General features: G+C 70.4%; 27 protein-coding genes and 3 tRNA genes. 12 read left to right on the top strand and 18 right to left on the bottom strand.

Features of this window, described 5'->3' with window-relative positions:
• Together ahcY and AFL01nite_RS10085 are read right to left on the bottom strand one after the other, a co-directional pair.
• Positions 1 to 1,443: an adenosylhomocysteinase gene (gene ahcY / locus AFL01nite_RS10090; RefSeq protein WP_146827555.1), complete on the bottom strand. Its 1,443-nt coding sequence runs from the start codon at positions 1,441 to 1,443 to the stop codon at positions 1 to 3.
• Positions 1,444 to 1,493: 50 nt separating this feature from the next.
• The gene (locus AFL01nite_RS10085; RefSeq protein ID WP_186813897.1) at positions 1,494 to 2,651 is read right to left on the bottom strand and encodes a PrsW family intramembrane metalloprotease; all 1,158 of its coding nucleotides are present in this window, start codon (positions 2,649 to 2,651) and stop codon (positions 1,494 to 1,496) included.
• Between the two features lie 58 nt (positions 2,652 to 2,709).
• Here AFL01nite_RS10085 and AFL01nite_RS10080 point away from each other — a divergent pair.
• Positions 2,710 to 2,786: transfer RNA gene (locus AFL01nite_RS10080), tRNA-Arg, on the top strand.
• Between the two features lie 22 nt (positions 2,787 to 2,808).
• Positions 2,809 to 3,024 (top strand): amphi-Trp domain-containing protein, encoded by a 216-nt coding sequence (locus AFL01nite_RS10075; protein ID WP_146827553.1) that lies wholly within the window; start codon positions 2,809 to 2,811, stop codon positions 3,022 to 3,024.
• Positions 3,025 to 3,099: 75 nt separating this feature from the next.
• Here the strand turns inward: AFL01nite_RS10075 and AFL01nite_RS10070 are convergent, their stop codons facing one another.
• Positions 3,100 to 3,855 carry a DsbA family protein gene (locus tag AFL01nite_RS10070; RefSeq protein ID WP_186813896.1) on the bottom strand — a complete coding sequence of 252 codons (756 nt, stop codon included), beginning with the start codon at positions 3,853 to 3,855 and terminating at the stop codon, positions 3,100 to 3,102.
• Between the two features lie 58 nt (positions 3,856 to 3,913).
• Here AFL01nite_RS10070 and orn point away from each other — a divergent pair, with 58 nt between their 5' ends.
• The 3 genes from orn to AFL01nite_RS10055 all read left to right on the top strand — a co-directional run bounded on the left by orn (position 3,914) and on the right by AFL01nite_RS10055 (position 5,092).
• On the top strand, positions 3,914 to 4,522 hold the full coding sequence (orn, locus tag AFL01nite_RS10065; protein ID WP_146827551.1) for an oligoribonuclease: 609 nt from the start codon (positions 3,914 to 3,916) through the stop codon (positions 4,520 to 4,522).
• 54 nt (positions 4,523 to 4,576) lie between these two features.
• Positions 4,577 to 4,652, top strand: a tRNA-His gene (locus AFL01nite_RS10060).
• 50 nt (positions 4,653 to 4,702) lie between these two features.
• The gene (locus AFL01nite_RS10055; RefSeq protein ID WP_146827550.1) at positions 4,703 to 5,092 is read left to right on the top strand and encodes a DUF1801 domain-containing protein; all 390 of its coding nucleotides are present in this window, start codon (positions 4,703 to 4,705) and stop codon (positions 5,090 to 5,092) included.
• A gap of 1 nt (position 5,093) precedes the next feature.
• On the opposite strand, the gene AFL01nite_RS10050 is transcribed toward AFL01nite_RS10055, so the two are convergent.
• Genes AFL01nite_RS10050 through glpK form a run of 4 tightly spaced genes read right to left on the bottom strand, consistent with a single transcriptional unit; the run spans position 5,094 to position 9,952 of the window.
• The gene (locus tag AFL01nite_RS10050) at positions 5,094 to 5,645 is read right to left on the bottom strand and encodes a nucleosidase (protein WP_146827549.1); all 552 of its coding nucleotides are present in this window, start codon (positions 5,643 to 5,645) and stop codon (positions 5,094 to 5,096) included.
• Positions 5,642 to 7,369, bottom strand: coding sequence for a glycerol-3-phosphate dehydrogenase/oxidase (locus tag AFL01nite_RS10045; RefSeq protein ID WP_146827548.1), 1,728 nt, complete (start codon positions 7,367 to 7,369; stop codon positions 5,642 to 5,644). The genes AFL01nite_RS10050 and AFL01nite_RS10045 overlap by 4 nt, the downstream gene beginning before the upstream one ends.
• A 19-nt stretch (positions 7,370 to 7,388) precedes the next feature.
• Entirely contained in the window at positions 7,389 to 8,447 is a 1,059-nt protein-coding gene (locus AFL01nite_RS10040; protein ID WP_246119673.1) for an alpha/beta hydrolase, read from the bottom strand.
• Entirely contained in the window at positions 8,444 to 9,952 is a 1,509-nt protein-coding gene (gene glpK, locus AFL01nite_RS10035) for a glycerol kinase GlpK (protein WP_146827546.1), read from the bottom strand. Before glpK ends, AFL01nite_RS10040 begins: the two co-directional genes overlap by 4 nt.
• A 37-nt stretch (positions 9,953 to 9,989) precedes the next feature.
• On the opposite strand from glpK, the gene AFL01nite_RS10030 reads away from it, so the two are divergent.
• On the top strand, positions 9,990 to 11,498 hold the full coding sequence (locus AFL01nite_RS10030; RefSeq protein ID WP_146827545.1) for a phytoene desaturase family protein: 1,509 nt from the start codon (positions 9,990 to 9,992) through the stop codon (positions 11,496 to 11,498).
• Here the strand turns inward: AFL01nite_RS10030 and AFL01nite_RS10025 are convergent.
• Positions 11,495 to 12,223: a dienelactone hydrolase family protein gene (locus AFL01nite_RS10025; protein ID WP_146827544.1), complete on the bottom strand. Its 729-nt coding sequence runs from the start codon at positions 12,221 to 12,223 to the stop codon at positions 11,495 to 11,497. The genes AFL01nite_RS10030 and AFL01nite_RS10025 overlap by 4 nt on opposite strands.
• Positions 12,224 to 12,293: 70 nt before the next feature.
• Between AFL01nite_RS10025 and AFL01nite_RS10020 the strand changes: the two genes are divergently transcribed.
• Positions 12,294 to 12,369: transfer RNA gene (locus tag AFL01nite_RS10020), tRNA-Lys, on the top strand.
• A gap of 124 nt (positions 12,370 to 12,493) precedes the next feature.
• Here AFL01nite_RS10020 and AFL01nite_RS10015 read toward each other — a convergent pair.
• A complete protein-coding gene (locus AFL01nite_RS10015; RefSeq protein ID WP_146827543.1) occupies positions 12,494 to 12,760 on the bottom strand; it encodes an acylphosphatase in 267 nt (88 codons plus the stop codon).
• A gap of 1 nt (position 12,761) precedes the next feature.
• Positions 12,762 to 13,004, bottom strand: a complete 243-nt coding sequence (locus AFL01nite_RS10010; protein ID WP_146827542.1) for a helix-turn-helix domain-containing protein — start codon at positions 13,002 to 13,004, stop codon at positions 12,762 to 12,764.
• Between the two features lie 64 nt (positions 13,005 to 13,068).
• On the opposite strand from AFL01nite_RS10010, the gene AFL01nite_RS10005 reads away from it, so the two are divergent.
• Positions 13,069 to 13,527, top strand: coding sequence for a MarR family winged helix-turn-helix transcriptional regulator (locus tag AFL01nite_RS10005; protein ID WP_146827541.1), 459 nt, complete (start codon positions 13,069 to 13,071; stop codon positions 13,525 to 13,527).
• Positions 13,524 to 13,829 carry a hypothetical protein gene (locus AFL01nite_RS10000; RefSeq protein ID WP_146827540.1) on the top strand — a complete coding sequence of 102 codons (306 nt, stop codon included), beginning with the start codon at positions 13,524 to 13,526 and terminating at the stop codon, positions 13,827 to 13,829. The genes AFL01nite_RS10005 and AFL01nite_RS10000 overlap by 4 nt, the downstream gene beginning before the upstream one ends.
• A 4-nt stretch (positions 13,830 to 13,833) precedes the next feature.
• On the opposite strand, the gene nhaA is transcribed toward AFL01nite_RS10000, so the two are convergent.
• Together nhaA and AFL01nite_RS09990 are read right to left on the bottom strand one after the other, a co-directional pair.
• Positions 13,834 to 15,084 carry a Na+/H+ antiporter NhaA gene (gene nhaA, locus AFL01nite_RS09995; RefSeq protein WP_146827539.1) on the bottom strand — a complete coding sequence of 417 codons (1,251 nt, stop codon included), beginning with the start codon at positions 15,082 to 15,084 and terminating at the stop codon, positions 13,834 to 13,836.
• A gap of 86 nt (positions 15,085 to 15,170) precedes the next feature.
• Entirely contained in the window at positions 15,171 to 15,620 is a 450-nt protein-coding gene (locus AFL01nite_RS09990) for a PaaI family thioesterase (protein WP_146827538.1), read from the bottom strand.
• 37 nt (positions 15,621 to 15,657) lie between these two features.
• Between AFL01nite_RS09990 and AFL01nite_RS09985 the strand changes: the two genes are divergently transcribed.
• Together AFL01nite_RS09985 and AFL01nite_RS09980 are read left to right on the top strand one after the other, a co-directional pair.
• Positions 15,658 to 16,215, top strand: a complete 558-nt coding sequence (locus AFL01nite_RS09985; protein ID WP_186813895.1) for a TetR/AcrR family transcriptional regulator — start codon at positions 15,658 to 15,660, stop codon at positions 16,213 to 16,215.
• A gap of 4 nt (positions 16,216 to 16,219) precedes the next feature.
• Positions 16,220 to 16,546, top strand: a complete 327-nt coding sequence (locus tag AFL01nite_RS09980; protein ID WP_146827536.1) for a DUF503 domain-containing protein — start codon at positions 16,220 to 16,222, stop codon at positions 16,544 to 16,546.
• A 15-nt stretch (positions 16,547 to 16,561) separates the two neighbouring features.
• Here the strand turns inward: AFL01nite_RS09980 and AFL01nite_RS15320 are convergent, their stop codons facing one another.
• Positions 16,562 to 16,732 (bottom strand): hypothetical protein, encoded by a 171-nt coding sequence (locus AFL01nite_RS15320; protein ID WP_186813894.1) that lies wholly within the window; start codon positions 16,730 to 16,732, stop codon positions 16,562 to 16,564.
• 7 nt (positions 16,733 to 16,739) lie between these two features.
• Between AFL01nite_RS15320 and AFL01nite_RS09975 the strand changes: the two genes are divergently transcribed.
• Positions 16,740 to 16,889: an anion permease gene (locus AFL01nite_RS09975; protein WP_222593485.1), complete on the top strand. Its 150-nt coding sequence runs from the start codon at positions 16,740 to 16,742 to the stop codon at positions 16,887 to 16,889.
• Here the strand turns inward: AFL01nite_RS09975 and AFL01nite_RS09970 are convergent.
• Genes AFL01nite_RS09970 through AFL01nite_RS09950 form a run of 5 tightly spaced genes read right to left on the bottom strand, consistent with a single transcriptional unit; the run spans position 16,861 to position 24,818 of the window.
• Positions 16,861 to 18,078 carry an MFS transporter gene (locus AFL01nite_RS09970; protein ID WP_146827534.1) on the bottom strand — a complete coding sequence of 406 codons (1,218 nt, stop codon included), beginning with the start codon at positions 18,076 to 18,078 and terminating at the stop codon, positions 16,861 to 16,863. The genes AFL01nite_RS09975 and AFL01nite_RS09970 overlap by 29 nt on opposite strands.
• A complete protein-coding gene (gene narI / locus AFL01nite_RS09965; RefSeq protein ID WP_146827533.1) occupies positions 18,075 to 18,830 on the bottom strand; it encodes a respiratory nitrate reductase subunit gamma in 756 nt (251 codons plus the stop codon). The genes AFL01nite_RS09970 and narI overlap by 4 nt, the downstream gene beginning before the upstream one ends.
• A complete protein-coding gene (gene narJ, locus AFL01nite_RS09960; protein WP_146827532.1) occupies positions 18,827 to 19,456 on the bottom strand; it encodes a nitrate reductase molybdenum cofactor assembly chaperone in 630 nt (209 codons plus the stop codon). Before narJ ends, narI begins: the two co-directional genes overlap by 4 nt.
• Positions 19,453 to 21,117 carry a nitrate reductase subunit beta gene (narH, locus tag AFL01nite_RS09955; RefSeq protein WP_146827531.1) on the bottom strand — a complete coding sequence of 555 codons (1,665 nt, stop codon included), beginning with the start codon at positions 21,115 to 21,117 and terminating at the stop codon, positions 19,453 to 19,455. The genes narJ and narH overlap by 4 nt, the downstream gene beginning before the upstream one ends.
• A complete protein-coding gene (locus AFL01nite_RS09950; RefSeq protein WP_146827530.1) occupies positions 21,117 to 24,818 on the bottom strand; it encodes a nitrate reductase subunit alpha in 3,702 nt (1,233 codons plus the stop codon). The genes narH and AFL01nite_RS09950 overlap by 1 nt, the downstream gene beginning before the upstream one ends.
• Between the last annotated feature and the right edge of the window lie 54 nt (positions 24,819 to 24,872).

The following is a 24,872-nucleotide window of genomic DNA, read 5'->3' as shown; positions in this document are numbered from 1 at the left end:
TCAGTAGCGGTAGTGGTCCGACTTGTACGGACCCGCGACGTCGACGCCGAGGTACTCGGCCTGCTCCTTGGTCAGCTCGGTGAGCTCGACGCCGAGGGCGTCGAGGTGCAGGCGGGCGACCTCCTCGTCGAGATGCTTGGGCAGGACGTGGACGCCCAGCTCGTACTGGTCGGCCTTGCTGAACAGCTCGATCTGCGCGAGCACCTGGTTCGTGAAGGAGTTGGACATCACGAACGACGGGTGGCCGGTGGCGTTGCCCAGGTTGAGCAGGCGGCCCTCCGACAGCACGATGATCTTCTTGCCGTCGGGGAAGATCCACTGGTGGACCTGGGGCTTGATCTCGTCCTTGACGATGCCGGGGATCTTGGCCAGGCCAGCCATGTTGATCTCGTTGTCGAAGTGGCCGATGTTGCCGACGATCGCCTGGTGCTTCATCTTCTCGAAGTGCTCGACCCGGATGATGTCGAAGTTGCCGGTCGTGGTGATGAAGATGTCGGCGTACTCGACGACCGACTCGAGGCGCTTGACCTCGTAGCCGTCCATCGCGGCCTGCAGCGCGCAGATGGGGTCGATCTCGGTGACGATGACGCGGGCGCCCTGGCCGCGCAGCGACTCCGCCGAGCCCTTGCCCACGTCGCCGTAGCCGCAGACGACGGCGACCTTGCCGCCGATCATGACGTCGGTGGCGCGGTTGATGCCGTCGATCAGCGAGTGGCGGCAGCCGTACTTGTTGTCGAACTTGCTCTTGGTGACCGAGTCGTTGACGTTGATCGCCGGGAAGAGCAGCGTGCCCTCACGGAAGCGGTCGTAGAGGCGCAGGACGCCGGTCGTGGTCTCCTCGGAGACGCCCTTGATGTCCTGGGCGATGGTGGTCCAGTACTGCGGCTTGGTCTCGAGCGAGCGGGCCAGGACGCGCAGCACCTCCTTGAACTCCTCGTTGTCGGTGGAGTCCTGCGGCGGCACGGCGCCGGCCTTCTCGTACTCGACGCCCAGGTGCAGCAGCATCGTGATGTCGCCACCGTCGTCGAGGAGGACGTTGGGGCCGCACTCGGCACCCTGCTCGTCGGTGAAGGCGAAGACCTTCTCGGCCTCGTCCCAGTACTCGGCGAGGGTCTCGCCCTTCCACGCGAAGACCGGGGTGCCCTGCGGGGCGTCCGGCGTGCCGTCGCGGCCCACGACCACCGCGGCGGCGGCGTGGTCCTGCGTGGAGAAGATGTTGCAGGTGGCCCAGCGCACGTCGGCGCCCAGGGCGGTGAGGGTCTCGATCAGGACCGCGGTCTGGATCGTCATGTGCAGCGAACCGGCGATGCGGGCGCCGGCCAGGGGCTTGCTGTCGCCGTAGCGCTCACGCATGGCCATGAGGCCGGGCATCTCGTGCTCCGCGAGCTCGATCTCCTTGCGGCCGTACTCGTGGAGGGACAGGTCCTTGACGCGATAATCCATGGGCTCGATCCTACCGTTCAGTACCGAACGCCAACGAATCGGCGCGAACCTCACTTCACGCCGGGCGGCAGGGCCGGGGGCAGCCGCAGGAACGGGCGCAGGTGCCACATCCGGTCGAGCAGGGCGTAGGTGCGGTCGGGACCTCCGGGTTTGGCCACGCCGGTCATCACCGCGTCGTGCAGGAACGCCACTTCCGTGGCCAGTCGCTGGTAGCGCGTGACCGCCTCGACGGCCTCGGGTCCGTACTGGCTCGCGAAGGTGCGGCTCTGGCGCCTGCGGCCGAACCGGACGAGCCACGGCACCTCGGCCGGGTGGATCCAGCCGCGGCGGGCGATGTCGCCCAGGGCGCGCGCCAGGACCTCGAGCTGGCGCAGGCGGAGCACGACCGCCGTGACGCCCAGGCCGAGCAGGAGGGCGGCGAGCGCGATGTACGCCAGCAGGAAGCCGAAGCCGCCGCCGACGACGATCGCCCCGTTCCAGAGGGCGTGCAGGCCCACGCTCGCGACGTAGCCGACCGCGAGCAGGGCCCACTGCTGGACCCGTGAGGAGCGGGTGACGGCGATGCCCATGGCGATGCCGATGGCCGACGTGAACAGCGGGTGCGCGAACGGGCTGAACAGGCCGCGGATGACGAATGTGGCCGTGGCCATCTCGGCGCCGGAGTACGGCACCTCGTCGAAGCCGAGGTAGCTGGCGGCGTAGTAGCCGACGTTCTCCATGGCGGCGAAGCCGAGCGCGACCAGGCCCGACACGATGAGGCCGTCGAGGATGCCGTCGATGATCCGGCGCATCCGGACGAGGGTGAGCAGCACGAACAGGCCCTTGGCGAGCTCCTCGGCGACGGGTGCGCCGAGCGCGGTGAGCCAGTCCTCGTTCATGCCGGCGCGGGACATGCCGATCTCGAGCGGCAGGGCGATCGCCACCGCCACCACCGCGCCCCACACGAAGGCGGCCGCCTTGTAGCGGAACGGCTCGGGCTCGACCCGGTCGAGCCACCAGTACGCGAACAGCGCCACCGGCAGCGGGATGAGCGCGTAGACCAGGGCCAGCGAGGTGCCCGCGACCGAGCCGGACGTGGAGGCGAAGAAGACCGCGCCGGCCGCGCCGATCACGGCGGTGATCCACACCAGCACGACCAGGACCTTGCGCCCGCGCTGCCGGAGTGGATCCACGTCGGGCGGCAGCACCAGCGCCTCGGTCGTCGTCACGCGGAACAGCCTAGAGTGCCGCAGCGACACCGGTGCGCCCCGATAGTCTGGCCCCCGAGCGCCCGTAGCTCAGCTGGATAGAGCAAGAGCCTTCTAATCTCTAGGTCGCAGGTTCGAATCCTGCCGGGCGCGCCACCACCACCGAAGGAGAGCCCCCATGGACCTGTTCGAGCTCGACCAGACCCAGCGCCTGAGCCGCGAGGACGCCGCCGCGAAGCTGCACGCCCTCGCCGACGCGCTGTCGCGCCACAACTCCGTGGAGTTCGAGAAGAACGGCAACCGCATCACCGTCGACGTCCCCGACGAGGTCGAGCTCAGCGTCGAGATCGAGATCGGCGACGAGAACGAGCTGGAGATCGAGCTGCGCTGGTGAGCTGACCACCGCACGCACCGACGAGAACGGCCGGCTCGCCATGGCGAGCCGGCCGTTCCGTGTGTCAGGCGGGGATCAGGACTTCGCCGCCGCCGCGATGGCCTTCTGCAGGTCCTCGGGGGTGCGGGCCTCGGTGGCCTTGCCGTCGATGTGCACGGTGGGCGTACCCGAGACGTCGCGGTCGTCCTCGTGGGACTCCTTGGCCTCGTCGATCCACGGCACGAAGCGCTCGGTGCGGACACAGGAGTCGAGGCCCTCGACGCCCGCGTCCTTCGCGAGGTCGATCAGCGCCGGGTCCTCGGGGCCTGCGGTCATCTCCTCGGGCTGGTTCGCGTAGAGCGCGGCGTGGACCTTCCAGAACGCCTCGGGACCCTCGGCGTCCACGGTGCACATCGCCAGGTTGGCGGCGCGGTGCGAGTAGTCGTTGGTGCTCTGGCCGTGCAGGAAGGAGTGCGGCATGAAGCGCAGTCGGATCGTGCCGGCGTCGGCGGCGCTCTGCAGGAAGGGGCCGCTCAGCTGCTCGAAGGAGCCGCAGGCCGGGCAGAGGAAGTCCTCGAAGATCTCGACCAGGGGCGCGTTCGCGTTGTCGACGCCCTCCTTCGCCGGGAAGTCGACGCCGCCGTCCACGAGGTTGCGCGGCTCGATGACCTCGGTGGTCGTCTTGTTCTCGTCCGAGAGCGACTTGACGCCCCAGGCCGCCAGGGCGATCAGCACGATCACGAGCGCGACGATGGCGACGGTGATCTTGTTGCGTTGCTTGCGCTCGGCCTTCTCGCGCTCCTTGCGCATCTGCTCGGCGCGGGCGGCGCGGGCCTGGCGGTCGTTCGTCACGTGGGGCTCCTCAGACATGGACGCGGTACCGCGGGAAGCCTACCCGTAGGGTGGCGGGGTGAACGACAAGCTGGTGTGGGTCGACTGCGAGATGACGGGACTGTCGATCCAGGACGACGCCCTGATCGAGATCGCCGCCCTGGTGACCGACTACGACCTGAACATCCTCGGCGACGGCGTCGACCTCATCATCAAGCCGCCGCAGGCCGCGCTGGACCAGATGAACGAGCTCGTCACCCAGATGCACACCACCTCCGGACTGCTCGAGGAGCTCGACGGCGGCCTCACCGTGCGCGAGGCCGAGGAGCAGGTCCTCGAGTACATCCGCCAGTTCGCGAAGGAGCCGGGCAAGACCCCGCTCGCCGGCAACTCCATCGGCACCGACCGCGCCTTCCTCGCACGCGACATGGTCGAGCTCGAGACCTTCCTGCACTACCGCGTCATCGACGTGTCCTCCATCAAGGAGCTGGCGCGCCGCTGGTTCCCGCGCGCCTACTTCGCCGCTCCCGAGAAGGGTGGCGCCCACCGCGCGCTGGCCGACATCCGCGAGAGCATCGACGAGCTGCGGTACTACCGCCGCGCGATCTTCACCCCCGATCCGGGCATCGACACCGAGACGGCCCGCGCGATCGCCAAGGAGATCGTGGCGGGTCCCCAGCCCGAGTAGGACTCGGCGACGACGTCCGGTAGACTCGTCGCGCTGTGCCGCGAGGCGCACATGGTGGGTGTAGCTCAGTTGGTAGAGCACCGGCTTGTGGTGCCGGTGGCCGCGGGTTCAAGTCCCGTCATCCACCCCAGGGAACGGCCCGGAATCCTCGGATTCCGGGCCGTTCGTCATGATGTCCTCATGGCCGAGCCCAAGACCCAGCCCACGGACGCCGATGTCGACGCCTTCCTCGACGCCGCGACGCCGGCGCGGCGTCGCGAGGACGGTCACCGCCTCGCTGAGATCTGCCGCGAGGTCACGGGCACCGATCCGGTGATGTGGGGTCCGTCGATGGTCGGCTACGGCACCTACCGGAACTGGCCCAAGGTCGCCTTCTCGCCACGGAAGACGGCGCTGACCCTCTACGGGCTCAAGGACCGTCCCGAGGGCGCCGAGCTCCTCCCCCGCCTCGGCACCCACACCGAGGGCGCCGGCTGCGTGTACGTCAAGAAGCTTGACGACGTCGACCTCGACGTGCTCCGCGAGCTGGTCGCGATCGCCTGGGACCGCGAGGACGATCCCGAGCCGTGAGTCAGGGCGTGAGCTGCTCGCGCACCCAGTGGCCGAGCAGCCGGGCGCAGGCGTCGACGACCGCCGCCCACTCCAGGGCCGAGTCGTCGGCCGCGTCGCTGACGATCTTCACCAGCCGGCACGGCACGTCGGCCCGCTGACAGGCCCGCGCCACGGCGAAGCCCTCCATGTCGACCAGGTGCGCCCGCGCGGCGATCGCGTCGCGCACGGCGGGGTCGGTGACGAACAGGTCGCCCGTGGCCAGCACGGTGCCGTCGCCGCCCGGCAGGTCGATCTCGTCGACCGCCTCGTGGCCCAGCGCGCGGATCGCGTCGGCCGAGTAGTCGTGGTTGAGCACGACCGAGGGCAGGAAGAGGCCGGTCAACCCGGGGCGCAGCGCGCCGGCCGTGCCCACGTTGATCACGAGGTCGGGCCGCAGCGCCGCGATGGCCTCGGTCGTCGCCACCGCGGCCTCGGTCTTGCCGATCCCGGTGAGGACGAGCGGCAGGTCCGTCGGCAGGTGCGCGGACTCGGCCTTCGTGGCGGCGACCAGCAGGACCTTCGGTGCCGTCACAGGTGCGCCACCGGCACGACGTCGGGCGCGCCCATGCGGGCCGCGTCGGCGGTCTCGTCGTCCGGCATCGTCTGGCTCTCGCGCTCGGCGTCGACGCGCTTGAGGTAGTGGTCGACCTCGCGATCGCGCTGGGCGTCCGACCAGTCGAGCGCCTCCGCCATCAAGGTGGCGGCCTCCTCGGCGCACTCCGTGCCCCGGTGGAACGTCTCGATCGAGATCCGGGTGCGGCGGGCGAGGATGTCGTCCAGGTGCCGCGCTCCCTCGTGCGTCACACCGTAGACGACCTCGGCCCGCAGGTACGGATCGGCGCCGGTCAGTGGCTCGGCCAGGTCGGGGCGCTCGGCGATGAGGTCCAGCACCTCGGTGGCCAGGCTGCCGAAGCGGTTGAGCAGGTGCTCGACCCGCCCGACGCCGAGCCCGTACCGGTCGGCGAGCGACTGGCGCTGGTTCCACAGCGCGGTGTACCCGTCGGCGCCGAGCAGCGGGATGTCGTCGGTGACGCAGTCCGGGACCTTCCGGTCGAGCAGCGCGCCCATCTGCTGGACCGCCGCGTCGATCGCGTCCTTCGCCATGACGCGGTACGTCGTGTACTTGCCGCCCGCGATCACCACCAGACCCTTGGACGAGGTCGAGACCGCGTGCTCGCGCGAGAGCTTGCTGGTGGCGTCGCTCTCGCCCGCCAGCAGCGGGCGCAGGCCGGCGAAGACGCCTTCGACGTCCTCGGGCACGAGCGGCTCGACGAGCACGGCGTTGACGCGCTCCAGCAGGTAGTCGATGTCCTTGGCGCTGGCGGCCGGATGGTCCTTGCTGAGCGACCAGTCGGTGTCGGTCGTGCCGATGATCCAGTGCGTCCCCCACGGGATGACGAACAGGACGGACGTCTCGGTGCGCAGGATCAGGCCGGCCTCCCCGCGGATGCGGTCGCGCGGCACCACGAGGTGGATGCCCTTGCTGGCGCGCACCTTGAACTGGCCACGCTCCCCCGCGAACGCCTGCGTCTCGTCGGTCCAGACGCCGGTCGCGTTGACGACCTGGCGCGCGCGGATGTCGATCTCGCGGCCGCTCTCGAGGTCCTTGACGCGGGCGCCCACGACGCGGTCGCCCTCGCGCAGCAGGTCGATCACCCGGGTGCGGCTGGCGACGTGGGCGCCGTACGCCGCGGCCGTCCGAGACAGGAACATGGTGTGACGGGCGTCGTCGACCTGGCCGTCGTAGTAGTGCAGCGCGCCGATGAGCGCGTCCTTCCGCAGGGCGGGCATCACCTTGCGGGCCCCGGTACGGGTCAGGTGGCGGTGGTGTGGGACGCCGCGCGAGCGCCCCGACAGCAGGGCCATCGAGTCATAGAGCGCCACGCCGGAGCCGGCGTAGAAGCGCTCCCACACCCGGTGCGTCAGCGGGTAGAGGAACGGCACCGGCTTCACGAGGTGGGGCGCCAGCTTGTCGATCAGCAGGCTGCGCTCACCCAGCGCTTCGGCGACGAGCCGGAAGTCGAGCATCTCGAGGTAGCGCAGGCCGCCGTGGACCAGCTTGCTCGAGCGGCTCGACGTGCCCGAGGCGAAGTCACGGGCCTCGACCAGCCCGACGGACAGGCCGCGGGTCGCGGCGTCGAGCGCGGCACCGCCGCCGACGACGCCGCCGCCGATGACGAGGATGTCGAGGTGTTCCGAGGCCAGCGCGTCGAGCGCCTCCTGGCGGTGGAGCGGGGAGAGGGCAACCGGTCGCATGGTCTCCAGTCAACCAGTGTCAGACCATGGCTGCCGCGATCGCTCGCGCGATCCGGGCGGACGCCTCGCGCGCCGGGCGGCTGACGCCGGTGATGTTGACGAACGCGTGGATCAGCGACCCCTCGCGCGCCAGCGTCGTCGGGACCCCCGCCTCCTCCAGCCGCTCCGCGTAGGCGATCCCCTCGTCGCGCAGCGGATCGAACCCGGCGACGGCGACGTAGGCGGGCGGCAGGCCGGTCAGGTCCTCGGCCAGCAGCGGCGACGCTCGGGGGTCGAGGGCGTCGGCAGGGTCGGCCAGGTAGCGCTCGCGGTACCAGTCCATGTGCTGCTCGGTGAGGAAGTACCCCTCGCGGAACTCCGCGTAGGACGGGTGCTTCCGCGACAGGTCGGTCACCGGGAACAGCAGGACCTGCAGGGCGGGGACGACCTCGCGCCCGCGCAGGTGGTGCGACAGCACGGCCGCGAGGTTGCCGCCGGCGCTGTCGCCGGCGACCACGATGCGGCGAGGGTCCAGGCCCCACCCGGCGGCGCGCTCGACCGCGAAGTCCCATGCGGCCGCGGCGTCCTCGACGGCCGCCGGGAAGGGGTGCTCCGGGGCGAGGCGGTAGTCGACGGACAGGATGTCGACCCCGGCCTCCTGCGCCAGGAACCGCACCGCCGAGTCGGTGCTGACCCGGCTGCCGAGCACCCATCCCCCGCCGTGGAAGTAGACGACCAGGCCCTTCGACTCGGTCGTGGCGCGGTACCGGGTGGCCGGGATCGGCCCCGCGGGTCCGGGGATCACGAGGTCCTCCTCGACGGCGAAGTCCTCGAAGACGTCGGCGAACACCAGCGCCTCGTCGAGGATCATGCGCCGGGCCTGCTCGACGGGGTACTGCGTGAAGTCGTTGCCCGGGATCCGATTCAGCACGCGCAGGGCGACGGCGATCTCGGGCGAGAGCCGCTCACCGTCGCGGTTGACGGGAGCGTGCCGACCGAGACGCGCCACGACGGATTCGGGCAGCCGCGCGAAGCCGCGGACGACCGCCCGCTCGGCCTGCAAGGCCGCGGAGAGCCCGTGGCTGGTGCCGGCGCTCACTCGACCCACCCCAGCGTGCGCTCGACGGCCTTCTTCCAGTCGTGGTACCCGGCCTCGCGCTGCTCGTCGGACCACTGCGGCGACCATCGCTTGGACTCCGACCAGTTCGCCACGAGCTCGTCCGTGCTCGACCAGAACCCGACGGCCAGGCCCGCCGCGTAGGCCGCTCCCAGGCAGGTGGTCTCGGGCACGACGGGACGGCTGACCTCGATGTCGAGGATGTCGGCCTGGATCTGCATGCACAGGTCGTTGGCCGTGATCCCGCCGTCCACGCGCAGCACCTCCAGCTCGATGCCCGAGTCGGCGATCATGACGTCGACGACGTCCTTGCTCTGGTAGCAGATCGCCTCGAGGGCGGCCCGGGCCACGTGCGCCAAGGTGTTGTAGCGGGACAGGCCGACGATCACGCCGCGGGCGTCTGAGCGCCAGTACGGGGCGAAGAGGCCGCTGAACGCCGGGACGAAGTAGACGCCGCCGTTGTCCTCGACCTCCGAGGCGAGGCGCTCGGAGTCGGCGGCCTCGTCGAACACCTGCAGCTGGTCGCGCAGCCACTGGATCGCCGAGCCGGTGACGGCGATGGAGCCCTCCAGCGCGTAGACGGCCGGCTCGTCGCCGAACCGGTAGGCCACCGTGGTCAGCAGGCCGCGCTCGGAGCGGACGATCTCGGTGCCGGTGTTGAGCACGAGGAAGTTGCCGGTGCCGTAGGTGTTCTTGAGCATCCCCGGCTCGAAGCAGGCCTGGCCCACGAGCGCGGCGTGCTGGTCGCCGAGGTTGCCGGCCAGGACGACCTCGGCGCCGAACGGGCCGTCCTCGCGGGTGCGGCCGAAGTCCTGCGACGACGACGTGATCTCGGGCAGCATCTGCCGCGGTACGCCGAAGAGCTCGAGCAGCTCGTCGTCCCACGCCAGGTCCTCGAGGTTCATCAGCATCGTGCGGCTGGCGTTGGTGACGTCGGTGACGTGGACCCCTCCGTCGGGGCCGCCCGTCAGGTTCCAGATCAGCCAGGTGTCGATCGTGCCGAACAGCGCGTGCCCGGCCTCGGCGTCCTGGCGCACGCCGTCGACGTTCTCGAGGATCCAGTGCAGCTTGCCGCCGGCGAAGTACGCCGCGGGCGGCAGGCCGGACTTCGCGTGGATGATCGCACCGCGCCCGTCCTCCTCGGCCTGCTTGGCCAGCGCGGCCGTGCGGGTGTCCTGCCAGACGATGGCGTTGCCGTAGGGCTCGCCGGTCCGCCGGTCCCACACGACGGTGGTCTCGCGCTGGTTGGTGATCCCGACGGCGGCGAGGTCGGCCGCGGTGATCCCGGCCTCCGCCAGCCCCTGCTCGATGACCGCCTGCGTGTTCTTCCAGATCTCCGCGGCATCGTGCTCGACCCAGCCGGCCTGCGGCAGGATCTGCTCGTGCTCGACCTGGTGGCGGCCCTTCTCACGGCCCTCGTGGTCGAAGACCATGAACCGGGTGCTGGTCGTGCCTTGGTCGATCGCGCCGACGTACTGCTGTGACATGGGCCTCACCCTAACGACGCCGCCGTACGCTGACCCCATGACCGAACGCGTCGTCATCGTCGGAGCAGGACACAACGGACTCGTGGCCGCGACGCTGCTGGCGCGCGCGGGGCTGGACGTGCAGGTGCTCGAGCGCCTCGGCCACGTCGGCGGTGCGGCGGTCAGCGCTCCGGCGTTCGACGGGTACGACGCCCGGCTGTCCCGGTTCTCCTATCTCGTCAGCCTGTTCCCGCAAGCACTGATCGACGAGCTGGGACTCGAGCTCGAGCTCCGGTCCCGGGACACCGCGTCGTTCACCCCCTGGTACCGCGACGGCCACGACGGCGGCCTGCTGGTCGAGACCGACGCCGGCGACGCCACCCGGGCCAGCTTCGCCGAGCTGACCGGCGACGACCGCGAGTTCGACGCCTGGAACGCCTTCTACGACGAGGTCTCGACCGTGGCCGCGGCGATCGCCCCGACCCTGCTCGAGCCGCTCCCCCACATCGGCGACGTCCGCGACCGGGTGGCCATGGCGATCTGGACCGACCTGGTCGAGCAGCCGCTCGGGGCGGCCCTGCGCCGCCGGTTCTCCGACGACGTCGTCCGCGGGGTCGTGTCGACGGACGCGCTGATCGGCACGTTCGCGTCCCTCGACGACCTCTCGCTCGTCCAGAATCGCTGCTTCCTCTACCACCTGATCGGCAACGGGACCGGCGAGTGGCGCGTCCCGGTCGGCGGCATGGGCGCCGTCACCGCCGAGCTCGCGCGGGTGGCGACCGAGGCCGGGGCGACGATCCGGCTCAACTCCGAGGTCGACGGGATCGACGTCAGCGACGTCGACGTCACGGTGTGCGGCGACGGGTTCGTCGAGCGCGCCGACCGGGTCCTGTTCGGCGCCGCCCCGTACGTGCTCGAGCGCCTGCTGGGCCACTCCCCCGCCACGAAGCCCGCGGGCGCCCAGCTGAAGCTCAACGTGCTCCTCTCGCGGCTGCCCGAGCTGGCCTCCGGTGTCGACCCTCGGATCGCGTTCGCAGGCACGTTCCACCTCGACGAGTCCTTCGACCAGCTGCAGCTGGCCTGGGCCACCGCCGCGTCGGGCGACCTTCCACCGGCCACCGGTGAGTTCTACTGCCACACCCTCACCGACCGCTCGATCCTCGGGCCGGAGCTGCGCGACTCCGAGGCCCAGACGCTCACGTACTTCGGGCTGCACACCCCGCCGGGAGTCCTCGATGCCCCCGGCGCCAAGGACGAAGCCGTCGCCCGCGTGCTCGCCGCGTTGAACGCGCACCTGGCCGAGCCGATCGAGCCGCTGATCCTGGGCCTGGAGGCCAAGACCCCCACCGAGATCGAGCACGAGCTCTGGATGCCCGGCGGGCACATCTTCCACGGCGACCTCTCGTGGCCGTGGCTCGAGGAGGACGAGCACCCCCGCACCCCGGCGCAGCGCTGGGGCGTCGCCACGGCCCACCCGCGGATCCTGCTGTGCGGCAGCGGTGCCCGGCGCGGTGGTGCGGTCAGCGGGATCGGCGGCCACAACGCCGCCCGGGCCGTCCTCGCCTAGCGCAGCCGGTCGTCGAGGAAGGCCAGCACCGCCTGCACGCCACGCTCCTGGCGGTGCAGCGTCAGGGTGCTGTGCTTCCGGCCGGGGAACTGCACCGCGGTGAAGTTCTCGCCCAGCTCGTCCCTCAGGGTCTGGAAGCGCCGGCCGACCGCGGGGTCGTCCTCGAACCTCAGCCCGAGCACCGGGCAGCCGGCGTTGACGCGGTCGACGACCACGTCGTGATCGGCCGGTGAGAGGCCGAGGTCGCGCGAGCGCGCCGGGGTGAAGGGGAAGGGCGCGGACGGCTGGGCCAGCACGGGGGCCACGACCGACTCGTCGACCATCATCGCGAGGGCGAAGCCGCCCGTGAAGCACATCCCGATCGCGCCGACGCCTGGTCCACCGACCGACGCGTGCAGGTCACCGGCCAGCGCCGCGAGCCACCGCGTCACCGGGGCCGTCCGCCTCAACGCCAACGCGGTGAACTCCCGGCTCACGCAGCCCCGCACGAACGAGGAGACGGTGTTGCGCACACCCATCGGCTCTCCGGGCTCACCGAACAGGTGTGGCATCACGACGGTGAACCCGTGGTCGACGAGCTCCTGCCCGAACGCGATCGCCTCCGGTGTCATCCCGGGGATCTCGTGGATGAGAACCACGCCCGGACCCGCACCGCGCCGGTAGGTGTCGTGCGTGATCCCGTCGTGCGTGAAGCTGTCGCGGTGCCAGCCGTGGAGGGCTCCCATGACCGAAGCATGGCACCCGATTTCCATCGCGAGTAGGTGTGCGCTAAAGTTGGTGATCGCGCAAGCACGAGCACCCCTAGCTCAATTGGCAGAGCAGCTGACTCTTAATCAGCGGGTTCACGGTTCGAGTCCGTGGGGGTGTACCAGCATCACGACAGGCCCCGGGATTCCGGGGCCTTCGTCGTTCCTAGGCCGGCACGCCGCGTCGCAGCGCGGGCCGCGCGATGAGCCAGTAGAGGATCCATGGCGCGACGCTAGCGGCAGAGGACCTCAGCGAACGGCGAAATCCCGGTCCGCGGTCGGCTCGATCTCCGTGACGTCCCGCGCCTCGACCCGGGCGCCGGGCGGCCCCTCGGCCATCCAGGCCAGGACCGTGTCGACCTGCGACGGCTCGCCCTGCACCTCGGCCTCGACACTGCCGTCGTCGCGGTTGCGCACCCACCCCACGACGCCGGCGCGCTCGGCGACCACTCGCATCGAGTAGCGGTAGCCGACGCCCTGCACCGCTCCACGGACCACGACGCGGACGCGCCTCATGTCAGTCCGAGCCGTACTGCTTGATCGCCCGGCTGATGCTGGTGTGCGACACCCCGACCTCGTCGGCGATCTCCTGGTAGGACATGCCCGCGTCGATCGCCGAGGCCAGCGCCGCGGCCCAGGCCCGGCGGGCGTCGGCCATCGCCTGCTCGTACTGGGCGATGGCGTCGTCGTACGCCTCGCGGGCGGAGTGCAGGGCCCGGGGGACGGACTCGTCGTACTCCCGACGGTGACGGAAGGCCATGAGGCCAACCTACGACCGCCCAGGCGGATTTCGTGAGGGCACGAACAGTTAGTACACTGATGACATGACCCCGTCCCGCAATCCGCTCTCCCTGGACGAGCAGGTGTGCTTCGCGCTGTCGGTCGCCTCGCGCACGGTGATCGGCTGCTACCGCGACGTCCTCGAGCCGCTGGGGCTCACCCACCCGCAGTACCTCGTGATGCTGGCGCTGTGGGAGAACGACGGCCTCACCCTGCGCGGGCTGAGCGACGCCCTGCGCCTCGAGCCGGCCACCGTCTCGCCGCTGGTCAAGCGGCTCGAGACGGCCGGACTCGTGCGGCGCGACCGACGCGCCGACGACGACCGCGCCTTCTGCCTCACCGTCACCGCGGAGGGCCGGGCGCTGCGCGAGCGCGCGCTGGCCGTCCCCACCACGATGCTCGAGCGGTTCGACATGGACGTCGCCGAGCTCGAGCAGGTCAACCGGTGGCTGCACGAACTGATCGACCGGGCCGACCGGGCCCAGGAAAGGACCCCGGCATGAGCAACCGCCTCGCCGACTCCTCCGAGGAGTCCCTCAACCTCGTCCGCCGGCGCATCCTGGCGATCACGTGGGTCGTCACGTCGATCCACGGCCTGTTCGGCGCGATCGGCGCCGCCTACGCCCTGGGCCCGGACCGGCGCGGCGACCAGATCATCCTGCTGACCGTGTCGGTGCCGCTGGCGTTCATCATCTTCGGCGTCACCCGCGTCATCCTCGACAAGCCGGTCTTCTCGTGGCCGTCGCTGCCGTTCCTGCTGATCCTGCTGATCCCGACGGTCGCCGCCTGCTTCTGGCTGCTCTGAGCCCTCAGCGCTGGAAGGCGTCGGGGACGCCGTCGCCGTCGTCGTCCGCCGACTCCTGCTCCTCGATGCTGCGGTAGTGCCGATTGCGCGACCGCAGCACGATCGCGGCCAGCGCCGCGGCGAGGAGGGAGCCACCGAGGACGCCGATCTTGACGTACTCCCCGAGGTCGTCGTTCACGAACGCGAGGTCGCCGATCAGCAGCGAGACGGTGAAGCCGATGCCCGCCAGCATCGCCACCCCGACGACGTCGATCCACCGGATGCTGGGGTCCAGCTGGGCCCGCGTGGTCGCCGAGAGCAGCATCGAGCTGCCCACGATGCCGATGGGCTTGCCCAGCACGAGGCCCACGACGATGCCCCACGTGACCACCGATCCGGCCGCCCCGGACAGCACGTCCCCCGAGACCGCGACACCCGCCGCGAAGAAGGCGAAGACCGGCACGGCGAAGCCGGTGGAGACGGGTCGGACCAGGTGCTCCATGCGCTGCGCCGTGCTGCCGTCCCCGCGGGCCGGAACCGTGAAGCCCAGCAGCACCCCGGCGACCGTGGCGTGGACCCCGGACTCGTGCATGCACACCCACGCCACGACAGCGAGCGGGATCAGCAGCCACCACCAGTGCGGTGCACGGCGCACCGTGAACGCGAAGGCGGCGAGCGGGACCAGGAAGCCGACGAGCATGAGCAGGTCGACCGCGTCGGTGTAGAAGACGGCGATGACCGTGATCGCCAGCAGGTCGTCGACGACCGCCAGGGTCAGCAGGAACGTGCGCAGCGCGGACGGGAGGTACGTGCCCAGCACCGCCAGCACCGCCACGGCGAAGGCGATGTCGGTCGCGGTCGGGATCGCCCAGCCGTGGGCGGTCCCGTTGCCCGCGTTGATCGCGACGAAGATCAGCGCCGGGGCGATCATGCCGCCCATGGCGGCGACGACCGGCAGCATCGCGCGGCGGGGGTCGCGCAGGTCGCCGGCGACGAACTCCCGCTTGAGCTCGAGGCCCACGACGAAGAAGAAGACGGCCAGCAGGCCGTCCGCGGCCCAGTCGGCGACCGTGAGGTCCAGGTGGAGCGACGCGGGCCCCACCCGCAGGGCCGCCAGGTCGAAGTACGCGTCGGACCACGGCGAGTTCGCCAGCACCAGCGCGGCGACGGCGGCGACCAGCAGGATCGATCCGCCGACGGTCTCGCGGCGGAGGATGTCGGCGACCCGCGCCGACTCGGGCCAGCTGCCGCGGGTGAACAGTCCAGGTGAGCTCATCGGGTTCCTTCAGGGGTCGACAGCAGGACGCCGACCAGACTTCCCGGCACACCTGGTGTCCACCCTAACGGTGGCTCCCGCGAGGCTCAGGAGTAGATCATGCACGTGGTCGTGCCGTGGGCGACGAGCTTGCCGTCGGGATCGACCACCCGCCCCTCGGCCGTCGCCGTGCTGCGGCCGACGTGGATCACCGACCCGGTGCCGATCAGGGTGCGCCCGTCGACCGGGACCGTGCGGATGTAGTTGACCTTCAGCTCGAGCGTCCCGTACCCGACGCCCGGCCCAAGCTTCGTGTGGATCGAGCAGCCCATGACCGAGTCGAGCAGCGTCGCGCACGCACCTCCGTGCAGCGTGCCGAGCGGGTTCGCGGCGCTCGGCAGGGACTGGATCGAGAACGAGACGGTGCCGTCCTCCAGCGAGAGCACGTCCATCCCGAACAGGTCGCCGATGACGGGCGGGCGCTGGTCGGCCGGGAGGGCGAAGGCGTACCGGAGGAACTCCAGTCCGGACATCTCGGTCAGGGCGGCGTGCGTCATGCTCGCCAATGTAGACCGATCGGTCTATCGTGTCCACATGGCCACCCGCCCCGGACCTCGCGACCGGCTCCTCGACGCCACCGTCGAGTCGCTGCGCCGGCGCGGTGTGCACGGCACCGGCCTCGCGGAGGTGCTGCGGGCCAGCGGCACGGCGCGCCAGTCGATCTACCAGCACTTCCCCGGCGGCAAGGCCGAGCTCGTCGCCGCGGCGACCCGACGGGCCGGCGCGTTCATCGCGAGCCGTGGCCCGGCCGACCCCCACGGCCACGTCGACGCCGTGGTCGACTGGTGGATCGGCCAGCTCGGACGCCACGACTTCGCGCTGGGGTGCCCGGTCGCTGCCGCCGCCCTGGACGAGCCGGACTCCCCCGCGGTCGCGGCCGCCGCCGAGGTCTTCGCCGACTGGAGCGAGGGGTTCGCCAGGCGCCTCGTCGACGCCGGCGCCGACCCCGCGGCCGCCGCGGCGCTCGGCCGGTTCCGCGTCAGCGCGATGGAGGGCGCCATCATGACGGCGCGGGCGCTGCGCACCGTCGCGCCGATGGAGGACCTGCGCGATCACCTCCACCGCCTCGTGGACGACCTCCTGCCACACTGATCCCGTGTGGGTGGGATGGATCGAATTCGACCTCCGGCTCGGTGACGTGCACTCCCTCAAGGAGAAGCGCGCCATCGTCCGGCCGATCGTCAACGAGCTGCGTCGGCGCTTCTCGGTGTCCGCGGCCGAGACCGACTCGCTCGACCTCTACCGCCGGGCCGGCATCGGCGGGTCGCTCGTCTCGATCGACCGGGCGCACGTCGTCGAGGTGCTCGACGCGGTCGAGCGCTGGATGGCCGATCGGCCCGAGGTCGAGATTCTCGTGGCGCACCGCCACCTGGCCAGCAGCGCCGACGACGAGGCGGACCAGGGCGAGCTCCCGTTCGCATGAAGGGCGCGGATCTGCTTACGTGGACGTGATCTCGATCACGACACCGGGGGCGCCATGATCGCCGAGGAACGACCCACCACGTACCGCACCTTCGACGAGGTGCGGGAGACCCTCAGCCCGGCCGAGCAGCGGTTCGAGCGCCTCCGGCGCACGACCGGCGATCTTCGGGGCCTCGTTCGGCTTCATGCTGCCGGTGTCGACGCCGCCGAACGCGATCGTCTACGGCACCGGCATGGTCCCGATCACCCGGATGCTGCGGTCGGGCATCGTGTTCGACGTCATCGGCATCGTCATCATCGTCGCGGGCGTGACCGTCATGGCGAACCTGCTCGGGATCGGCTGACCCCCTTCCGGATCCCCCACTGGGAGAAGGCGAGGGCCACGAGCGCGACGACCATCAACAGCAGCAGGCCCACCGTGTAGTCGCGGTCGGCGGCGTCGTAGGTCGCACCCATCACCAGGGGCGGGAAGAACCCGCCGAGACCGCCCGCGGCCCCGACGATGCCGGTGACGCTGCCCACGCGCTCCGGCGGTGCCAGTTGCGCCACCCACGCGAAGATCGCGCCCGTGCCGAGGCCGAGGAACAGGGCCAGCAGGATGAACCCGAGGCCGGCGGGGATCTCCGGCGCGGGGCGCAGCGCGACCACCCCGGCCATGACGAGCGTGCCCAGCATCGACACCCCGGTCACGATCTTGGGCCCGACCTTGTCCGAGATCATCCCGCCGAGCGGGCGGGCCGCGACGGCGGCCAGCGCGAAGCCGGCCGTGCGCGTGCCGGCGGCGGCGAGGTCGAAGTCGTACACGTCCTTCAGGTAGGTGGGCAGGTACGTCGAGAACGCCACGAAGCCGCCGAACGCCACGGCGTACAGGAACGACATCTGCCAGGTGATGGGCAGCTTGAGAGCACCGACGAGCTTCGGCACGACGGGGTCGGTGTTGGGCGCCCAGGCGGGCGAGTCGCGCATCATCACCCAGCAGAGGGCGGCCACCGCCACCAGCGCCGCCGCGATCAGGACGTGGGTCAGCCCGTAGCCGAACCACTCGACCATCCGCGGGGTGAAGAACGACGAGAGCGCCGTGCCGCCCATGCCGGCGCCGAAGACGCCGGTCGCGAAGCCGCGCCGCGGCTTCTCGAACCAGGCGTTGACGAACGGGATGCCGACCGCGAAGGTCGTGCCGGCGATGCCCAGGAAGAACCCGAACACCAGCAGCATCGTGTACGAGCCACGGTCCCCGGCGAAGGCGACGAGCAGCACGAAGGGCGCCGAGATCAGCATCAGCACGGGGAACATCACCCGCCCGCCGAACCGGTCGGTCATGGCGCCGGCGATGATGCGGCCGAGCGAGCCGACCAGCACCGGTGTGGCCACGAGGAGCGACTTCTCCCCCGCCGACAGATCCAGCAGGTCGGCGTAACGGACCCCGAGCGGCCCGATGACGTTCCAGGCCCAGAAGCTGATCGCGAAGGCGGCGGTGGCGAGCGCGAGGTTGCGTCCCCGACCCGCTTCCAGTGCCTGCTGGTGCTGACTCACTTCCGCCTCCTGGCGTTGTCGCGGGTCCCGATGGGCTCCCACCCGCGTTTGGGAGCGCGTGCACCGGCACCGAGCGCCGCGTCGCGGCTGCGGTAGACGATGTACGGACGGAAGAGGTAGTGCAGGGGCGCCGTGAAGGCGTGGACGAGTCGCGTGAACGGCCACATCGAGAACAGCAGGAACGCCACGAGCACGTGGATGTGGAACTGGATCGGTGCCGCGGCCATCGCGTCGACGTCCGGTTGCAGCGTGACGAGCGAGCGGAACCACGGGGAGACGGTCTCGCGGTAGTCGTGCGCCTCGTGACCGGCCCCGACCGCGACCAGCGTGGTCCACAGGCCCAGCACGATGGCGGAGACGAGCACGGCGTACATGGCCTTGTCGTTCGTGGTGGTGGCCATGAAGACCGGGCCGGTCGTGCGGCGTCGGTAGATCAGCAGCGCGAGTCCGCCGAGCGTGGCGATGCCCGCCAGCGTGCCGAAGAACAGGGCGTTGAAGTGGTAGAGCCCCTCGGAGATCCCCAGCGCCTCGGTCCAGCTCTTCGGGATCACGAGACCACCGATGTGGCCGAACAGCACCATGAGGATGCCGAAGTGGAACAGCGGCGACCCGATGCGCAGCAGCCGCGATTCGTACAGCTGCGACGAGCGCGTCGTCCAGCCGAACTTGTCGTAGCGGTACCGCCACATCGTGCCGCCGACCAGCACCGCCACCACCACGTAGGGCAGGACGCCCCAGAGCAGGAAGTTCACCGGCGAGCTCCTTCAGCCAGCGGCAGCAGCCGCGCATCGAACGGCTCGAGTCCGACGGACTCGGCGGGCTGGACCGGACCAGCCAGGGCCATCGCCTCGGTCCTGGTGCGGGGGGACGCGCCGGGCAAGGTGGCGCAGACCGCGCGGACGGCGCCGGCCCAGGGCGACTCGTCGTCCTCGAGCTCGATGCGCAGCAGCTCCAGACTGGCGCGGTACTCCTGCAGCAACTCGGTGCCGCGCTGCGGATCGACCATCGCCGCGAACTCCAGCACGACCGGCAGGTGGTCGGGCAGCTCACCGTCGAGGCGGACGACCTGGCCGCTGTCGCGGTACACCTGCTTGAAGGAGCCCAGCACCTCGCCTCGGCGACGCGTGTCGCCCTCGGTCCAGTAGGACAGGTGCAGCGCGTGCCGGCGCGTCATGTCGAACGTGTCGACGTACAGCTGGCGCAGCTGCTCCGGCGCCTCCTGCAGGAGTCGCTCGATCACGGTGAGCAGCTCGCGCACGGCCTCGGTCGGCCTCTGCTCGCGCAGCGCCACGGCCAGGTCTGGCAACGCCTCGACGACGTCGTCGTGGGGGTACGAGAGCACCCACGACGCGACCTGGTGGACGATCCGGGTGCTCATTCGTCCGCGCCCCGCTTCGGGAACATCCCGGACGGGGTGCCGTTGCCGTCCCAGTTCAGGAGGTTGACCCGGCCGTGCAGCTGCTCGTCGCTGGCCGCCGTGTCCCCCTCCTGGCGGTTCTTGAGCGCCCGGAAGGTCTCGACGGCGACCGGGACGGGTCCACCGCTCGCCTCACCGAACGGGCCCGAGCCGCCCATGCCGGGCCCTTCGTCGAAGTCGAGCGAGCAGCCCATCTCCTCGAGGTTGTGGGCGTCCTCGGCGTGCGCCTTCGGGATGACGTAGCGCTCGTCGTACTTGGCGATCGCCATCAGCCGGTACATCTCGTACATCTCCTCCTCGGACATCCCGACGGCTTCAGGGATCGAGGCGTCGCCCTCGCGGCCGAGGCTGACGTCGCGCATGTACGAGCGCATCGCCGCGAGCTTGCTGAGCACCTCCGAGATGATCGTGGTGTCGCCGGCGGTGAACAGCTCCGCCAGGTACTCCACCGGGATGCGCAGGGAGTCGATCGCGCCGAAGAGGTTCTCGGGCGCCTCGGCGTCGTGACCCTGCTCGCGCAGGAGATCCACGATCGGCGAGAGCGGCGGCACGTACCAGACCATCGGCATCGTGCGGTACTCCGGATGCAGCGGCAGCGCGACGCGGTACTTCTTGGCCAGCGCGTGGACGGGCGACCTCTGGGCGGCCTCGATCCAGTCCTCGGCGATGCCCTGCTCCCGTGCCGCGTTGACCACGGCCGGGTCGCTCGGATCGAGGATGACGTCCATCTGCGCCTGGTACAGGTCCTTCGGATCCGGCGTCGAGGCGGCCTCGGTGACGGCATCAGCGTCGTACAGGAACAGGCCCAGGTACCGCAGGCGCCCGACGCACGTCTCGGCGCACACGGTGGGCAGGCCCACCTCGATGCGCGGGTAGCAGAAGGTGCACTTCTCGGCCTTGCCGGACTTGTGGTTGAAGTAGATCTTCTTGTACGGGCAGCCGGTGATGCACTGGCGCCAGCCGCGGCAGCGATCCTGGTCGACCAGGACGATGCCGTCCTCCTCGCGCTTGTAGATCGCGCCCGAGGGGCACGAGGCCATGCATGACGGGTTCAGGCAGTGCTCGCAGATGCGCGGCAGGTAGAACATGAAGGTCTGCTCGAACTCGAACTTGATCTTCTCCTCGCTCTCGCGGCGGACCTTCTCCACGATCGGGTCGAGGTGTCCCATCTGGCTCGTGCCGGCGAGGTTGTCGTCCCAGTTGGCCGACCACGTGATCTTGGTGTCCTCACCGGTGATGAGCGACTTGGGGCGCGCCACGGGGAAGTCGTCACCGAGCGGCGCCTCGATGAGCGTCGAGTAGTCGTACGTCCACGGCTCGTAGTAGTCGCTCAGCTCGGGCTGGACCGGGCTGGCGAAGATGCCGAACAGCTTCTTGAGCCGGCCGCCGGCCTTGAGCTGGAGGCGACCGCGCTGGGTGAGCTCCCAGCCGCCCTTCCACTGCTCCTGGTCCTCGTACCGGCGGGGGTACCCCTGGCCGGGGCGCGTCTCGACGTTGTTGAACCAGACGTACTCGGTGCCGGCCCGGTTCGTCCACGCCTGCTTGCACGTGACCGAGCACGTCTGGCACCCGATGCACTTGTCGAGGTTCATCACCATGCCCATCTGGGCCATGACTCTCATCAGTACGTCACCTCCTGCGAACGGCGACGGATCGTCGCGATGATGTCCCTCTGGTTGCCCGTGGGGCCGAGGTAGTTGAACGCGTAGGACAGTTGCGCGTAACCACCGATGAGGTGCGTCGGCTTGACCAGGACCCGCGTGACGCTGTTGTGGATGCCGCCACGCTTGCCCGAGAACTCGGACTTCGGCACGTCGATGGTGCGCTCCTGCGCGTGGTGGACGTACGTGACGCCCTCGGGCAGGCGGTGCGTGACGATCGCCCGGCACACGAACACGCCGTTCGCGTTCGAGCACTCGATCCACTCGTTGTCCTCGACGCCGATGGCCTCGGCGTCCTCCTTGCTCAGCCAGGCGGTGGGGCCGCCGCGCGAGAGCGACAGCATGAGCAGGTTGTCCTGGTACTCGGAGTGGATCGACCACTTCGAGTGCGGGGTGAGGTAGCGCACGGTGATCTCGCGCTCTCCGGTCGGACCCAGGCGCGGACCGCCGAACAGCTTGCTCATGTCCAGCGGCGGGCGGTAGATCGGCATCACCTCGCCGAGGTCGCGCATCCAGTCGTGATCGAGGAAGAAGTGCATGCGTCCGCTGAGCGTGTGCCACGGCTTGAGGCGCTCCACGTTGACCGTGAACGGCGCGTAGCGCCGCCCGCCGGTCTCGGACCCGGACCACTCCGGGGACGTGATCACCGGCATCGGCGAGGCCTGCGTCTGTGCGAAGGTGATCCGCTTCTCCTCCGAGCCCTCGGCGAGGTCGGCGAGCTTCTTGCCGACCCGCCTCTCGAGGGTCTTGAAGCCCTGCGTCGCGAGCGCACCGTTCGTCGTGCCCGAGAGCGTCAGGATCGCCTCGGCGAACTTCGCGTCGGTGTCGATCGCCGGACGGCCCGCGGCGGGACCCGAGTCGAGCACCCCACCGGACCCGGCGAGGATCTCGAGCGCCTCCTTGACGTCGAACGGCACGTTCTTGACGCCCAGGCCCAGGCGATCAGCCAGCGGACCGATCGCCTTGAGCTTGTCGGCGACGGCCGTGTAGTCGCGCTCGATGAGGTGCAGCGCCGGCATCGTGCGTCCGGGGATCGGCTCGACGTCGCCGCGCTTCCAGTCCAGCACCGTGCCGCCGGGCTGAGCCATCTCACCCGGGGTGTCGTGCTGCATCGGCACGGCGACGATGTCCTGGCGGACGCCCAGGTGGGTCTTCGCCAGCTCGGAGAACTTCCTCGCGACGTGGTGGAACATCTCGAAGTCGGTCTCGGACTCCCACGGCGGATCGATCGCCGGCGTGAACGCGTGCACGAACGGGTGCATGTCCGTCGAGGACAGGTCGTGCTTCTCGTACCAGGTCGCGGCGGGGAAGACGACGTCCGACAGCAGCGTCGTCGACGTCATGCGGAAGTCGGCCGAGACGAGCAGGTCGAGCTTGCCCTCGGGTGCCTCCTCGCGCCAGACGACGTCTCGGGGCCGCACGGACGGCTTGCCGTCGAGGGCCTTCGCGTTGGAGTGCGTGCCCAGCAGGTGCTTGAGGAAGTACTCGTTGCCCTTGGCCGAGGAGCCGAAGAGATTCGACCGCCACAGCATCAGGGTGCGCGGCCAGTTCTCGGGCGCGTCGACGTCGTCGATCGCGAAGTGGAGCGACCCGTCCTTGAGTCGCTGCACCACGAAGTCGTTGACGTCCTTCGCGGTGCCGGCCTCGACCGCCGCCGCCGCCTCGTCGGCGAGGTCGAGCGGGTTGCGGTCGAACTGCGGATAGAACGGCATCCATCCCATGCGGGCGGACTGGGCGATCGTGTCGGCGGTGTGCATGCCGGTGAGGTGGCCCTCGGCGAGCGGGGACGCGAGCGCGTCGGCCTGGTAGCCGTCGGAGCGCCACTGGTCGGTGTGCATGTACCAGTAGGAGGTGCCCGTCATGGTCCGCGGAGGGCGGGCCCAGTCGAGGTTGTTCGCCAGCGAGATCCAGCCCGTGATCGGGCGGCACTTCTCCTGGCCGACGTAGTGCGCCCAGCCGCCGCCGTTGCGTCCGATGCAGCCGGTGAGCATCAGCATCGACATGATCGCGCGGTACGTGGCGTCGGCGTGGAACCACTGGCAGACGCCGGCTCCGAGGATGATCATCGAGCGGCCGCCCGAGTCCTCGGAGTTCTTCGCGAACTCACGAGCCACGCGCACGCACGCCTCCGGGGTCACGCTGGTGATCTCGGCCTGCCACGCCGGCGTGTACGGGGACGTGGCGTCCTCGTACCCCGCGGGCCACTGCCCGGGGAGGTCGGGACGGCCCACTCCGTGCTGGGCCAGCATGAGGTCGAACACGGTGGTGACGAGGTGGCCGCCGACGCGCGTGACGGGCACGCCCCGCCGGATCACCTCGCCCACGCCGTCGACCCCGGCGAACGAGGGCAGCAGCACCTCGGCCGACTCCGGATCGACCTTCGCGTCGCGCAGCGACAGGGCCGGGGTGACGCCCTGGAGATCGAGGTTCCACCGACCCTCCCCCGACTCGGAGTAGCGGTCCCCCAGCGTGCCGTTCGGGACGACCGGCTCGCCGGTGGCGGCGTTGACCAGGACGGTCTTCCACGCGCCCTCGGGCGTCTCGTCGCCCAGGTCGCGGGACGTCAGGAACTTGCCGGGCACGAGACCGCCGTGCTCCTCGTTCTGCTTCAGCGTGATGAGCATCGGGAGGTCGGTGTACTGCTGGACGTAGTCGACGAAGAACGGCACGCGCCGGTCGACGAAGAACTCCTTGAGGATGACGTGGGTCATCGCCATGGCCAGCGCGCCGTCGGTGCCGGCCTGGGCCGGCAGCCACTCGTCGGCGAACTTCGTGTTGTCGGCGTAGTCGGGGCTGACGGTGACGACCTTGGTGCCGCGGTAGCGGACCTCGGTCATCCAGTGCGCGTCCGGCGTGCGGGTGACCGGGACGTTCGAGCCCCACATCATCAGGTACGTCGAGTCCCACCAGTCGCCCGATTCCGGGACGTCCGTCTGGTCGCCGAAGACCTGGGGGCTGGCCACGGGCAGGTCGGCGTACCAGTCGTAGAACGACGTCATCGCACCGCCGAGCAGGTGCGTGAAGCGCGCGCCGACGGCGTGGGACACCATCGACATCGCCGGGATCGGGCTGAACGTCGCGATCCGGTCGGGACCGTGCTCCTTGATCGTGTGCACCTGGGCAGCGGCCGTGATCTCGACGGCCTCCTGCCAGTTGGTGCGGACGAAGCCGCCCTTGCCGCGGGCCTGCTGGTAACGGCGACGGCGCTCGGGATCGGCCTGGATGTCGGCCCACGCCAGCACCGGGTCGCCCAGGCGCTGCTTGGCCTCGCGGTACATCTCCAGCAGCACGCCGCGGGCGTACGGGTAGCGCACCCGCGTGGGCGAGTAGGTGTACCAGGAGAAGGCGGCGCCTCGCGGACAGCCGCGAGGCTCGTACTCAGGACTGTTGGGTCCGACGGACGGGTAGTCGGTCTGCTGGGACTCCCACGTGATGATCCCGTCCTTGACGTAGACCTTCCACGAGCACGAGCCGGTGCAGTTCACCCCGTGGGTGGACCGGACGACCTTGTCGTGGCTCCACCGGTCGCGGTAGAAGACGTCGCCGCGGCGACCTCCCTCGCGGAACACCGCCCGTCCGTCGTCCGACTCGTCCCACCGTGTGAAGAACCGTCCGGTTCGCAGCAGGGCAGCGGTCGCGGGGCCATCCAGGGGCTTCGCCATGCCCCCAACCAACAGGGTGACGTGGGTCGCACGCAACCCCCGAGTCCCGTGAGG

Origin of the sequence: Aeromicrobium flavum, assembly GCF_007992115.1 — a bacterium.
Taxonomy (GTDB): Bacteria; Actinomycetota; Actinomycetes; order Propionibacteriales; family Nocardioidaceae; genus Aeromicrobium; species Aeromicrobium flavum.
This window is presented reverse-complemented; position numbering and strand designations above follow the sequence as displayed.